The following is a 13,483-nucleotide window of genomic DNA, read 5'->3' as shown; positions in this document are numbered from 1 at the left end:
ATACATTTTGTTATGTATGGAGGAGTCTATGCTAAGTTCTAAAAAAGATATTAACCAACAATTGCACGACACTATATACAAAAAGGTAACAAAAGAAAATCATAAATATGGAAGCCCACAAAAGGGAGATGGAACTATCAAAAAATGCATAGAGTTGTTCAAGGAAGGAGCTAGTCCTGAGGTATTAACTGAATTAGAAAAATCGCTGAGAGAACAATTAGAAAAATCACCAGAAAAACAAGAGGAATATCAAAAACATTATAAGTATTATATCGAAAACTTTCTTCCTGCATTGAAAGATGAAGTAATAAAATCAGAAGAACTAGCTGTACCTACAGTATTTAACAATGAAAGAGAACAATCACAAAGACCACAAACAATAAGAGGAAAAATAGTAAAAACAATTTTGGATATTACTAACAGGAGCAGCAGTGTAAGCTCAATACCAAATGCTGTTGAAGAAAATATTGAAGATCAAATGCAGCTAAAACATATTGAAGAGCAAAACAACACACAAGAAACACCCTTGAATGTAGCTGAGAAAAAAAGTGGTGATAATAAAATACTTAGTAATTCAGATGTTGCAGAGGAAGTGTTTGAAAAATATAGCAAGGTTGTGAAAGAAATAGAGGAGAAGAAAACTTCTAAACTCAGTAGTGGCAATGACTCAGATAGTGGAATAGACTCACCTAGAACGAGTAAAGAAAGTTTGAAATCACCAGTAAGTAGCAGAAGGAGCAGTTTAACTTTAGTAACAAGCACTTCATCTGAGGAAAGTTTAAACTCAACATTGAGCTCTGTTGAAGGAGATAATGGCTTACAACCAGAGGGTGGAGAAAAAACTGAGTTATTAGAATCAAATTTGGAATCCCCAAAAGAAAACGAGACTCAAGTGCAGCCAGAGCAGACTGTAAAAAAAGAGCCAAAAATGCAAGAAAATGAAAACTCAGATGGTCAAGCAAATCCAGATCAAGTTAAGAAAGATATCCTACTTAAAAACCAACCCAATAACAGAAATCTTCACGTTGCACTTGTAGCAGGTTGTGCTCTCTCCACAATAGGGTGCATTGTTGCAGGAGCAATGACATCAGGATTGATAGGAGCAGGACTACTTGCTATGGTTGCAGTGCTTGCTATAGCAGCAGTAGCTGAATTGCATTCAAACTTCCTATCAAGTAAATTAACATCCATTAATGTGAGTCCTCTTGTTGATGATAAGAGCTTACAGCATGTTCACAGCGGTAAAAATTAAATATGTGTTACTTGTAGTGGATAAGTGAATTCAGTTCTTGCCTATTGATATAAAAGTTGTTATATTTGAGGAATGTTTAAAAGGTGTTTAGTTGATGCGCATTCAATTGAATAAAGTTTTGGTTTTTATAGCCTTATTAAGTTTCATTTTTGCATCATATTCTAGCGAAGCAAGTTCGGCGAGTGATGAATTAAAGGGTATACAAGAAACGGTAAAAAATTTTATTTCTTCATTTTCAGTTAAAGATACTGTAGAAAATATGAGTCCTTCAACAATCATAGGGTTGTGTATAGCTGCAGTGATACTTGCAGTAGTGTTCAGAGGTCTAATCTTTTTTATGATAATGTTTGGTGTACTGGTCCTGATGTTCGGTAGTACAGAAAAGGCAACAGACTACTTAAAAGAAAAATTTAACTTTGCAAAAGATATAAAATTACAATCCGATAGCGAAAAAAAAGATAAAAATTAAGATAGTATTTTTATCTTTTTTAATTATCTTTATTGAATACGCATATGCAGTTAAAAGTACCAACAGTTAACTCTAAGCTTAAAAAAAAGAACAACTTAGCATTACTAGAAAGCATTGATTTAGATTTTGTTCCTTATGCTTGTCATTACGATGAAGAAACCATACTAACAAAACAGGGAGAATTGTTAAAAATAATCAAGTTAGAAGATTATTCTTCTGTTGATAACTACAGCGACCTCAGAACTGAAATTAGAAAAAGCATATCAAAAAATATTAATAGCCTGTGTTTTACCGTTTGGATTCATACCGTTAGAAAGCGCAATAAACTGAGCTTGAAATGGAATAAAACTGAAGACTTCTCTGACAACCTACATTCAACGTGGTTTAATAAACTAACTGATAGTAAATTACAGTATATAAATGAACTATACATTGTAATATTGTTTAGCGATTTTGGCAAGCATACTAATAATTCGTTTTTTTTCAATAGAATAAAGAATAAGCATAAGTTGTCTTTACAAGAAAGCCATCAGGAGTTGCAAAAGATAACTGACGTAATTCAAAATGATTTAGGACCTTTTGGAGCTAAAAAACTGAGTCTAAGGTTTAGTGAAGGTAAAATATATTCTGAAATGATAGAATTTCTCCACTATATTGTTACATTAACGCACAAAGATTATCCAATACATGAAAGGGACCTGTCGCAATATATTAGAAATTTTAAAATAGCTTTTGGTTTCAATACGTTTCAAACAATATTTGAAAATCAACAGAAATTTGGCTCTATTTTCAGCATAAAAGAATACCGGGAAATCTCTTTAGGTAATATAGATAGATGCTTGCAGCTTGAATCTGAATTTATCATTACAGAAATAATGATATTTACTAGTAATAACAAAGCAATAAAAGAATTTAAAAAACAAATCAACATGCTGCAAATTAGTGAGGATAATACCTTACTTAAAAGCTCAGGAATTGAAGAAATAATAGAGCTTGAAAAGACCTCTAGTATAGACTTCTGCCAACAGAAAATTATTTTTACAATATTTGCAGATGATAGGAATAAGTTAGCTGAAAGTATTAGTGATTTATCTTCTATAATGTCATTAGTTGGCTTCATGATGTTTAGAACTGATTTACATATGGAAAGTCATTTTTGGGCACAACTTCCAGGCAATTTTGCTTTTATTACGCAACCGAAAAATATCTTAACAAAATACGCGTGCAGCTTTGCTATGCTGCACGATTTTACGTCAGGTACATTAAAAGGAAGAAGGTGGAAAGAAGCGGTAATGATTTTTTTCTCAAAAAAAGGAAATCCTTACTCCTTTAATTTTCATGGAAAAAGAAATAATGGCCATACTACGATACTCGGAGCTCCAAATTCAGGCAGAACTTCACTCATTAATTTTCTATTATCAGAATCAAGAAAGTTTAACCCAAGAATTGTCATATTGGATAACACTGGAAAATCAATAATTTTTACTAAAGCAGTGAGTGGTAAATATTACATAATCGATCCAAAATATAAGGACAAAAGCCTAAAATTTAATCCACTAAACATTGAAGATAGTGCTTCCAATCGCAATATGTTGGTTGAACTGATCAGAAGAATGGTAGCCGATACGAGCTTGGTGGACGTAGAAGAAAAGATAAGAAAAATTGTGGATTCTATATTTGCTATACCCAAGGAATCACGTTCTATTTCACAAATTTCTGAGGTGCTCTTGCTCCTTGGGGGTAAGATAAGTAGATGGTGTGACGATGGTGACTTTGCTTACTTATTTCAAGATGGTAATGAATCAGATATTGACTGGGAAACAAAAATTATATCTCTCAACACCGCAAACCTTACAAAACAAAAGGAATGTATGTCCGTGATACTTTACTATTTTTTATATTCTTTTGAGGCAAAATGTGATGGCTCGCCTGCAATACTTGTTTTGGATGAAGCATGGGAGATAAGTAATATTTTTCCTACAGAGAAAGAGTTTGATAACTGGATGCAAAGAATGACGGAACTAAATGTTGTAGTAATCCTAAGTACTGAAAATTTAAATCTCGCATTTGCTAGCAAATTTACTCAATATTTAGATAAACATGTTGATACAAGAATCTTGATGCCGAACGTCAATGCAAATAGATTATACATGAAAGCATTTTCTTTATCAAAAGAGGAGCTGAATATAATTCTGCAGACGCCAACGCAGGAAGGTTTATTTTTGATAAAACAGTATAAAGGATTAGTAACTTTAAATTTAGATTTAAAGAATATGCAAGAAATACATGTACTTTCAGCTAACAAAGAGACGATAAAGTATATGTACGAGGCAATAAAGGAAAAAGGAGAAGAAGTTAATGAGTGGTTACCGGTATTTTATGAGAAGTGTAAGGCTTAATTTCTTATTGATATTTTTTTTGATACTTGGTCTTTCGTATCAAGGATATGCTGATTGTCCAACATTTGTAGAAAGTAATACTTGGTTGGAAGCAATAGTTGGTGGAGATTGGGTAAAGGAAATTAAGGTGCAAGCAATAAAAGATCAAGGAGTTGATGGTTACTTTAATCCCAAAATTAGAGTATGTGCTTATGATGGACAAAGTTATTGTTATGACTTACAAAGTGGGGAATCCTGCCGCCAGATATATGGAACGCAAGGTACAGGAGCTGGAGTTTCTGCTGCAGCTTTTATCGACTGGGAAGGAGATAAAACAAAAGCTGGAGGAGAAATTGCTCGGGGTCTTAAATGGGAATGGGCAGACGGTGTTACTGATGAGGAAAAAAGAAGATTCGCTAACTCTCCTAAAATATGTGCTTGCAGTCAAAAAGGGGCTTGTATGTCAGGAATTTCTTCATGGGATTCTAGAGTATTTTCGGGTGAGAATATTTTCCGTCCTGGGGAGATGGAAAAAGTCTGTGATACCTGCTACCAAACGGCAGTAAAATGTGCTCCTGTGCCACTTGCACCTAGCCCCCCTCCATTCTGTGAACAACTTGCGATGTCACCTCCACAAGTTAGAATTGTTCCTATAACAAATGAAGATAATGATTACTTCGATCCAAGAGTTGGGGTGATAATTAGCGGACTGGAGGAAAGAAAAGAGTTAGGTTTTCCACACGTTGTTTCAAATAATGAGAACATTCCAAATCACTCATATACTGTTACAGATAAGGATACTCACTATTACTTCAAAACCTATAGAAAAAAGGGCCAGCTCTGTGCTGAATACCTTGGAACTCAAAGTATAAATGAACAAAATCCACAGTTCGTCCGCTGTTTTCCTGCACCACCTGCTCCAGAACCTGAGATAGTGGAGATAGTAAATAAAAATACATTGAAAGTAGAAATGAAGATGAGTGAGAGCACTTGTGCTAAAGCACATGGAACCTATAGTAATGGTTCCTGTACTTTTAATGTTAATACTGACCTCAACCATCCTATAAACATTGGCCCCCTATCTTTAAAAGTAGTAAAACCAGCAATAGTAGCAAAAACAACTGATAGTAATATTGATAATATTATAGAAGGTATATTAGAAAGTAATCCGCAACAATTTAAAGTTCTGAAAGAATATGGCTATGTTCCTGATGTGCAAATTAAATGTTCTAAAGGCGGAAGTTTTTATAGTTTTAATGATTTTGAGAAAAAGTTAAAAGACAAATCTATTCAATGTGAATTTAATAACTCTGGGCAGCCGGAAATAGAAGTAAAGTATAAAGGAAATTCTAACAGTAAAATGCTTTGTCTTTCTGGATGGCAGCCAGAACCAGAGGAGTTTGTTCTTAAAAGAGAAAATAAAATAATACCACTAAAATTAATGGGAACAAGATATACTAAATACAATGCTGTTTACTCCAAGGAATCAAATCAGTTCTATTATCTTCCAAGCAAGGAAAATAAAAGAGCCGATCTCTTAAACAGAGATCAGAGTGAGTTAGATAAAATAATATTCAATAAACAAGGGTATGTTTTCTTCCCTGATGAAAATGAGCAGAAGAAGAGAGAATGCAGTTACTGTGTAAAAAGAAATGATGAGATAGACGATACATTTAAATCTAGTAAAGGACTGAAAGTAGTATACAAATTGACGGATGTAGAGCATAGAGAAAAATGTAATCAAGGTGATGATGGTTGTATCTGCTTTACTGGAACATGCAGCCGTTCAACACGATATGTAGACAAAGAAAACACTCAACCTTTTTATACAAAGATTTCACAAAATACAAATGGCGTTGTCACACAACAAGAAGCACCAATTAAAGCAAACAGAACGGAGGTCTTTTACGCTGATAAATTGTGTAGGTTCGATTTAGAAGGTCTCAAAGAGAAGTTAAAAGAGATAATCGAGAAACAACTGGAAAAAGAGAAACAAGAACCGGAAAAAAAGAGCGAAAAGTCCCATGTTTTTGGAAGTGGAGATTATGATGTGGATGGCTCACAAATAACATCTAGCCGTGTTGAAATAGAAGTGTGGGGATGTGGTGAAGCAGGTCACATAAAAGATACACCTTACACTTACACACCTAATTCCACTGAAAGTAGAGTAGGAATGCCAGGAGATTATATTAAAGCTGAATTGGAAATTGATCTTGATTATCCTATAATTAACATTAAAGTTGAACAGGGAGGAGGTAACAGGGAAAAGGAATATACAGATAAGGATGGGGGTCCTATTTTTATAAGAAAGTGTCGTTTAGGTAAACAAGAGTGCAAGGATTTAATCACTATGGGAGGCGGAGGCATCTATAAAATATATGAGTATAAGGATTATACCGAACCAATAATTGATGATAGTGTAAAATTAAAAGAAAAAACCACAACAACAGGATTGCGGGTTACTGAAGATAATAAAATAATATATATAGAAAATGGTGAAATCAAGCATGAAACAGTAAAGTGTAGCAAGGGTTTTGGAAGCAGTAAACCTGGTGCAGGTGGTTGCATTGATAAAAGCAAAAGAATTTATGGTAAAGGCTCTGCAGGGCAGGTGAAGGTAACGCCTATTATAAAGGGATTTGACATAAACATAATAAATGATGCTATTGAAAAAATGATAGGAAATCGATATGATCCCGGGGAGGTTAGGGATTTTTCGAGGAGTGAGTTTGACACGAGTTTAACTAAGATGATTGAAGAGGAACTCAAAAAAGAATTGTTAAGGTAAAAAGATATAACTCTGAAAATTATGCTCTCGTTTTAATAATTAATTAAAGTAAAGCATGTAGTAAATGGTGTAATTGCTGTATCTTAACAAAAAGGTATAACGAATGTAAGGAGGGTACTTTATGTCTCTAAAGAATAAAATTTCTGAGCTAATAGAACAACAATTTAGCATTAAATACCATGACAATTATTTGGCTTACGCTATACATAAGTGGGCTGCAAGCGAAATATCTAATTCCATTGCTTTTTGCATAATTGGTTGTGGAAATTGCAAGATTGGATATCAAGATGCTGCAAATTCGTTCAACATAACAAAAGAAGAAATTGAACAAGGTAATATTGCAAGCATAGAAAGTAAAATAAAAAGTGAAGCTGAAAAATCAGGTAGCGAGTTTTCTGAGTTGATTTCTAGAGTGGATCAATCGCTAAGAGAACAAAGTGAAAAGTCTATTGTACAAATTTTAGATTCATCCGCTGAGGAGATGTTAAGGAGTTTCTGTGATAGCCCTGTACAGTCTCCAGAGCATGAAGAAGTCAGTGCCATCCTCTGCTTCACATGAAGAGCATGCTACAGAAGGCCTAGAAACTAGTGTTAATTCAGATCTTTTGTCAACCTAATCAACCCCATATATATGTTTTTTTTGTACCCATGCTTTGCGTTTTGGGGTAGAAAGAAAACACCACTCTTCGTTACACTTTTCTATTTTCATTACAACAAATTTGTCTATTTTTATAGTAATCTTGCTGTCTACACTCTGTTTTTGATATCCATAAGTATCTTCTTTTACAATCGCGTAGCGCTTATCACTAAGAAGATTGCCTTTTATCCATCCGCAGTCTTCATCTATATCGCAGACCTTTTTCCAACTCTCAAACTCTTCTATCACTTTCAGGGGCAGATTTTTGCAAGTGTATATCCATTTTACAGGATAGTGAAACCCTGGCCCCGTTCTCATGTTGATCTTATTTGATTTGGTTGAAACAAAGTTGTTAGCAAACAAGCTATGGCTAAATAATAAAAACAATAGGATAATAGTACTGAACCAAGATCCCAGTGTCACGCGCTGGGATAACGTGAGGGATAGTGTAACAGACTTATTCATCATAATTCACGATTAGGTTGACATAAGATAAAGAGTAAATTAAAAATTGAATAGATCTTTAAATGCAAAATCAATGCCTATAGAAATATTAATGCCTGCTCTTTCACCGACAATGAGCAAAACTGGAGGAAAAATTGTAAAGTGGCATAAAAAAGAACAAGACAAAGTTGAAGTAGGCGACGTAATTGCTGAGATAGAGACTGATAAAGCCATAATGGAGTTTGAATCTGTAGATGAAGGAGTTGTAGCAAAAATTTTAGTAACAGAAGGAACAAGTGGCGTGCCTGTAAATCAACCAATAGCTTTAATGCTGGAAGAAGGGGAGGATGAAAATGCACTTAACAACTATACCTCAACTTCCATCAATAGTGCAGTTAAAAAGGAAGTGACAAAATGTGCTGTTGATAATCAAAAATCAGAACACCAAGATTTAAACGGAAAGCCAATAAGTCATTCTTCGGTGTCATTCCAGCGCGTGACGCTGGAATCCAACCTCTCAATGTCATCCCAGTGCTTGACACTGGGATCTAGAAAAGAAGAAGATACTAAGACAACAGAAGGTAGAATAAAAATAAGCCCATTAGCTAAGAAAATAGCTCAAAATGAAGGGGTTAATGTGCAGCAATTAAAAGGTACAGGACCATACGGTCGCATAATTAAGGCTGATGTGTTGGAGTTTTTAGGCAGTGGTATACATACTGAAAGTCCTGAGATAGTTGAAGTAAGCAACATACGCCAAGTGATAGCACAGCGCCTGACTGAATCCAAACAGAATGTTCCACATTTTTATTTAACTGTAGACTGCCAGGTTGATAAGTTAATATCGTTAAAAAACGAGATTAACTCAGCAGATGAAAACAATAAAGTAACAATCAATGACTTAATTATCAAAGCTGTGGCTTTTAGCATGAAAAAATTTCCTGATATAAATTCTTCGTGGATAGATAATAAAATACTTAAATACTCGAATGTAGATATCTCAATCGCTGTGGCACTTGAAGATGGGCTAATTACTCCTATAGTAAAAAATGCTGATAAAAAGGGTATTTTATCTATATCAAAAGAAGTGAAAGATTTAGTAAGCAGAGCAAGATCTGGAAAATTGAAACCTGAAGAGTTTCAAGGAGGAGGGTTTACTATCTCCAACTTAGGGATGTTTGGTATAAAAGCCTTCAGTGCTATAATCAATCCGCCGCAATCTTGCATTATGGCAGTTGGTGCATCTAAAAAACAACCAATTGTTATGAATGAGAAAATAGAAACAGCAGAAATAATGACAGTAACGCTCTCTGTTGACCATAGAGCAGTTGATGGGGCACTCGGAGCAAAGTTTTTAAATGCCTTTAAGCATTATATAGAGAATCCTCTGGTGATGCTTATTGAAACTGCGGTAATCTATTAGCATTGTTATTACAAAATTAATACCTCTAAGTTTATACTTTTATTAGTTAATAGGTTTAGAGGTAAAAAAATGAATACTACAGTAGAAAAAAATAATCCAAAAATTTTTCCTCAAAATAAAGGAAAGATTAACTCAAAAGGCATGGTTGCCCCACCTGTTCCTCCGAAATCTTCCCAAGCTAAATTTGCTGGAATAAAAGCAATTTTTGAGCGAAATGTACCTCATTCTCAAGCAAATGATAGTAATGAAACAGTGAGTAGCAATCTTGGAAGAACATTTGGCCCAACAATGCAAAAACTCATGGAAGACAACATTCATAGCACTCCTAACAAACAACGCCGCAATTCAGGGGATAGTGGTATCAGTGATATTAGTAGCAGCACTTCTGATGATGAGGATAGAACAATAAAAGATAAAATGATGGAAAATGTTAAGCAGGATAACCATCAAAAAAGCTTTGATTTACATAAAGTACAAGCAACTGATGAATTAGAAACCGTAAAATTTCTCAAAACGCTAAGCAAGAAAGAAAGAGAAAAACTTGGTTTTTCTCCTAAACAGCAAAATAACCAAAAGGTTGAGACTAGCAAAAAAACTTATAATCCACTTGATTGGAATCCAATCTATCAAGGTAAAAAGCTCTTTAGCTTAGGCAATATGTCGAGTAATTCGTCTTCATGTAGTGAAAAAAGCAATATTTCAGATGTAAGCGATAAGTCTAATAATTCAAACATTGTTAGATGTAATATTACTAGGAGTAACAGTAAGGAAGACCTTCGTAAACCTGATGCTTCACATAATGACAAATCTGCAGGTAAAAAATTATCTAATGTCAATGTAAGCGAATTAATCAGAAAGTTTGAACAAGGTAATGACATAGTAAAAGGGCGTTAATCAAATGTTACCCTATCTTTGTATATGTGAAGGTAGGGTATCTTTTCAAAATAGTATATCCTTTATAGCTTTGTTAATTTTTGACTCCCTCTCTGCAAAAGCAGTTTCTAGAGAGGTTTTAAGTTTTTCCCATTCTTCTTGACCATTTAGAACTAAAGATTTATATTCATTTTCAATTTTTTCCAATGCTCTTTGATATGAAAAACCTAATTCCTCATATATATCAATATTTATCGATTGCAGTATTACCAAAAATGAAAACAAATTCGGATCAGGTAATTCTTCTCTTGTGTGATTCAGAAGACACAGCTTTATTTTTTTTACGCAGTATTCTATTGTTTTTAACGATAGTGACAGGCTTTCTGCATAAAATATAAAACTATCTACAATCAAATTTTTTGACTTTTTCGGTAATTTAATATTTTCAAATAGTTCTTTTGTAAATTTTTCTATCGGTTGTTTTGGCAAATGTAAAGAGAGATCAGTAAAAGATTTTAGGTCAAAATTTGGTCCAAGTATTGTGCTGATTGCTCTTTGTACATTACTCTTATCTTTACTTACAGGAATAATGAAAACCAGCCCCTCCACATCAAGCATATACTTTATAGATTCCAAAAAATCGACAACGAATTTAGGACGGCACACATCAAGATTATCCACCATTATATAAATGTTTTTGTCTTTTCTGATTTTATTAACCACATCCGCTAACTGTGTTTTAAAATCTCTAGTACTCTCTTTTCTTCTTTGGAGAAGACTTAATTCACTCAAGACAAAACCTATGTCTTTTTTATCAGCCTCTTTTGCAGCATCAAGAAATACTGAAAGCATAGCAAGTGGAGATTTACTGATCAGCTTTCCTAGTGTGTTTAGAGAAAATAGCTCTTGGTTTATGTTCTTGAACTGTTGTATAACACTTCTTTTTACTTTATACGATACAAATAAATCTTCAAATAGGAAATTTAAAAAAGAAGGCAGTGGTTGGTCCAATGCATTGATATCCCATGCACTATAATAAGCTGCAATTTCATTTTGCTGTTTTAACTCTTTTACCCATTCTTTCAAAAAAAACGTCTTGCCCCATCCATCATATCCTTCCAAAGATATTATTGTAAAAGACTGATCAATTGTTTTAATTATATTGTTAAATTTACCTGAAAATTGCTTATAGTTTAGACGGTCATTTTCCCAAGCCACCACTTTAAGTGGTGGCGCTATTTCTTTCTTTTTGAATGTTATTAGCGATATAAGTTTTTTTAAGCACATGTCTTATTTTATATTTAACTCATATTCTTGTCTTGAAGTAAGTGCTATCCTCAGCGTTCCTTCATCAAGATAGTCAATTTCTCCGCCCATTGGTATGCCGCAAGCAAGACGTGATATTTTCACATCCAAATTTTTTAGCAATTCAATTATATATTGTGCAGTAACTTGACCCTCTAATGTCGGATTAATTGCGATAATTATCTCTTCAATTTTAGACTCTGTCACTCTTTTCAGAATAGTATCAAGGTTGAGTTCTTTTGGACCTATGCCATTTATCGCAGACAATCTGCCCCCCAAAACATGGTATAAACCTGAATATATATTTCCTTTTTCAAACGCCCATAAATCACCCAATTCTTCTACTACACACAGTAACTTAGTGTCACGTTTTGGGTTAGTACAAATAGAACAAGGTGATTTAGTATCTAGATTTCCGCAAACTTCACACTCTATTATAAGATCTGCTAGCTCTTTAATCAAAGATGCAAGTGGTAGCATAACTTTTTCTTTGTTTTGGAGTAAATGTATAACTAACCTGCGTGATGATGATGGCCCTAAACTTGGCAATTTAGAGAAAGCATGAACTAGATTCTTTATGTTAACGTTCATTCAATAAATTCAGAATAGGCAGTCAAATGGTAACATCAAACCCTTTGTAAAGAAAGTGGTAAGTTTCTCTTGATCCACTTTGATTAGCTATAGAAAAAATTTTTTACTCTAACGCAAAAAATTACTTCCGCACACTTAAAGCCTGATTATAATAGACTTCTTGCATAACCCAAACTAAGTAGAAAAAGGTATCATCCGAGTAGCTCTCCTTTGTCATCCCAGTGCCCAGACACTGGGATCAGGAATTTTATTAAGTTGGTAAGCATAAAAGTATAACTTCTACGTCATACCGCCGCGGTATCTGCTAACAAGTAGCGGGATGACGGTTGTCGTTTAGCCATAAATATTAAGAAATTTACTAAATGAAAAAAAAGGCAAAAGAAGCCCTGGGGTTATTATCTGCTTTAAAATATTGGCGTTTTTTATGTTTTAAACGCTTGACAAGCGAGATTCAGCCGCTTTTAATTGCAACTAACTTACGCTGCAAATGTTTAAGAAATTTACTAAGCAGAAAAAAAGACAAAGAATCCCCGAGTTAGCTAGTCTTTTACTATCTCTGTCGAGTATTGGCATTTTTTGATGTCTTGTAACGCTTTATAAGCGCGTTCAGCTTATTTAGATAAAAATCTAGATGTAGATGAAGTTTTGTAAAGACATACAGTATCTATATACTGCAAAAAATTGAACATAAGACGCCGATACATTAAGTAATCCTTACCTTTTAATCTGCAGATTGGCGAAAGCAAATACAATAGCTTCACTGTTATGATAAGGGGGCTGGCGAAGGGTGTCAAGGAAGTTTTTTCGTTTCTATGTTGTCAGCTACTTGGATGACGCCAATCTGAGTTGACTACACCAACTCACATTCAGCAAAAAAGAAAGCTATCTCCTTACGAGCATTTTCTAGACTATCTGAGCCGTGAACTCTATTTTCACTAATATCATCAGCAAAATCACCCCTGATTGTGCCTTTATCTGCCTGCTTTGGATCGGTAGCTCCCATGATTTGTCTGTATTTACTTACTGCATTTTCACCAACTAAAACTTGAACTACCACAGAACCAGAGGTCATAAACTCTACTAATTCCCCAAAAAAAGGCCTATCTTTATGAATTTCATAAAACAGCTCTGCTTGTTTTTTTGTTAGTAACATCATTTTTTGTGCTGTGATTTTCAGCCCAGATTGTTCGATGTAGGAATTTATATTGCCTGTAATATTATTTTTTACTGCATCAGGTTTTAATATCGAAAGTGTCTTCTCAATTGCCATATTATTCCCTTATATAAGATTGTATATTTATGGATTCATTTTATTGCAAATTT

The 13,483-nt window shown here is 34.0% G+C and carries 11 protein-coding genes; 7 read left to right on the top strand and 4 right to left on the bottom strand.

The annotated features are described in order from the left end of the window. Window positions 1–28: 28 nt before the first annotated feature. The 5 genes from OPR39_RS03525 (at window position 29) to OPR39_RS03505 (ending at window position 7,446) form a co-directional block, all read left to right on the top strand. Window positions 29–1,252, top strand: coding sequence for a hypothetical protein (locus OPR39_RS03525; protein WP_015589419.1), 1,224 nt, complete (start codon window positions 29–31; stop codon window positions 1,250–1,252). A gap of 94 nt (window positions 1,253–1,346) precedes the next feature. Continuing rightward, window positions 1,347–1,721, top strand: coding sequence for a hypothetical protein (locus tag OPR39_RS03520; RefSeq protein ID WP_022626145.1), 375 nt, complete (start codon window positions 1,347–1,349; stop codon window positions 1,719–1,721). Between the two features lie 44 nt (window positions 1,722–1,765). Further along, window positions 1,766–4,120 (top strand): VirB4 family type IV secretion/conjugal transfer ATPase, encoded by a 2,355-nt coding sequence (locus tag OPR39_RS03515; RefSeq protein WP_265039101.1) that lies wholly within the window; start codon window positions 1,766–1,768, stop codon window positions 4,118–4,120. Further along, window positions 4,101–6,887 carry a hypothetical protein gene (locus tag OPR39_RS03510; RefSeq protein WP_265039431.1) on the top strand — a complete coding sequence of 929 codons (2,787 nt, stop codon included), beginning with the start codon at window positions 4,101–4,103 and terminating at the stop codon, window positions 6,885–6,887. The genes OPR39_RS03515 and OPR39_RS03510 overlap by 20 nt, the downstream gene beginning before the upstream one ends. Window positions 6,888–7,008: 121 nt before the next feature. Next, entirely contained in the window at window positions 7,009–7,446 is a 438-nt protein-coding gene (locus OPR39_RS03505; protein ID WP_242049510.1) for a WBM0748 family T4SS-associated protein, read from the top strand. Between the two features lie 54 nt (window positions 7,447–7,500). On the opposite strand, the gene OPR39_RS03500 is transcribed toward OPR39_RS03505, so the two are convergent. Next, window positions 7,501–7,989, bottom strand: coding sequence for an SH3 domain-containing protein (locus OPR39_RS03500; RefSeq protein WP_265039429.1), 489 nt, complete (start codon window positions 7,987–7,989; stop codon window positions 7,501–7,503). A gap of 73 nt (window positions 7,990–8,062) precedes the next feature. Between OPR39_RS03500 and OPR39_RS03495 the strand changes: the two genes are divergently transcribed. Beyond that, window positions 8,063–9,391, top strand: a complete 1,329-nt coding sequence (locus OPR39_RS03495) for a pyruvate dehydrogenase complex dihydrolipoamide acetyltransferase (RefSeq protein WP_141456686.1) — start codon at window positions 8,063–8,065, stop codon at window positions 9,389–9,391. A gap of 69 nt (window positions 9,392–9,460) precedes the next feature. Then, window positions 9,461–10,285: a hypothetical protein gene (locus OPR39_RS03490; RefSeq protein WP_265039099.1), complete on the top strand. Its 825-nt coding sequence runs from the start codon at window positions 9,461–9,463 to the stop codon at window positions 10,283–10,285. Window positions 10,286–10,330: 45 nt separating this feature from the next. On the opposite strand, the gene OPR39_RS03485 is transcribed toward OPR39_RS03490, so the two are convergent. The 3 genes from OPR39_RS03485 to ndk form a co-directional block, all read right to left on the bottom strand. Further along, complete coding sequence (locus OPR39_RS03485; protein WP_015589427.1) at window positions 10,331–11,551, bottom strand: KAP family P-loop NTPase fold protein; 1,221 nt, start codon at window positions 11,549–11,551, stop codon at window positions 10,331–10,333. 3 nt (window positions 11,552–11,554) lie between these two features. Then, complete coding sequence (gene recR, locus OPR39_RS03480; protein WP_010963080.1) at window positions 11,555–12,160, bottom strand: recombination mediator RecR; 606 nt, start codon at window positions 12,158–12,160, stop codon at window positions 11,555–11,557. A gap of 850 nt (window positions 12,161–13,010) precedes the next feature. Then, window positions 13,011–13,430, bottom strand: coding sequence for a nucleoside-diphosphate kinase (gene ndk / locus OPR39_RS03475; protein ID WP_015589428.1), 420 nt, complete (start codon window positions 13,428–13,430; stop codon window positions 13,011–13,013). Window positions 13,431–13,483 lie beyond the last annotated feature (53 nt).

It is taken from the genome of Wolbachia endosymbiont (group A) of Yponomeuta plumbellus (genome assembly GCF_947251575.1).
GTDB classification, from domain to species: Bacteria; Pseudomonadota; Alphaproteobacteria; order Rickettsiales; family Anaplasmataceae; genus Wolbachia; species Wolbachia pipientis.
The sequence above is the reverse complement of the archived record's forward strand: the minus strand, read 5'-3'. Positions and strand labels throughout refer to the sequence as shown.

Bases quoted from the DNA above. Each gene is read 5' to 3' on its own strand.
- OPR39_RS03515 (WP_265039101.1), top strand. From the start codon at position 1,766: ATGCAGTTAAAAGTACCAACAGTTAACTCTAAGCTTAAAAAAAAGAAC.
- OPR39_RS03505 (WP_242049510.1), top strand. From the start codon at position 7,009: ATGTCTCTAAAGAATAAAATTTCTGAGCTAATAGAACAACAATTTAGC.
- OPR39_RS03495 (WP_141456686.1), top strand. From the start codon at position 8,063: ATGCCTATAGAAATATTAATGCCTGCTCTTTCACCGACAATGAGCAAA.
- recR (WP_010963080.1), bottom strand. From the start codon at position 12,160: ATGAACGTTAACATAAAGAATCTAGTTCATGCTTTCTCTAAATTGCCA.
- OPR39_RS03500 (WP_265039429.1), bottom strand. From the start codon at position 7,989: ATGAATAAGTCTGTTACACTATCCCTCACGTTATCCCAGCGCGTGACA.
- OPR39_RS03485 (WP_015589427.1), bottom strand. From the start codon at position 11,551: ATGTGCTTAAAAAAACTTATATCGCTAATAACATTCAAAAAGAAAGAA.
- OPR39_RS03510 (WP_265039431.1), top strand. From the start codon at position 4,101: ATGAGAAGTGTAAGGCTTAATTTCTTATTGATATTTTTTTTGATACTT.
- OPR39_RS03520 (WP_022626145.1), top strand. From the start codon at position 1,347: ATGCGCATTCAATTGAATAAAGTTTTGGTTTTTATAGCCTTATTAAGT.
- OPR39_RS03525 (WP_015589419.1), top strand. From the start codon at position 29: ATGCTAAGTTCTAAAAAAGATATTAACCAACAATTGCACGACACTATA.
- OPR39_RS03490 (WP_265039099.1), top strand. From the start codon at position 9,461: ATGAATACTACAGTAGAAAAAAATAATCCAAAAATTTTTCCTCAAAAT.
- ndk (WP_015589428.1), bottom strand. From the start codon at position 13,430: ATGGCAATTGAGAAGACACTTTCGATATTAAAACCTGATGCAGTAAAA.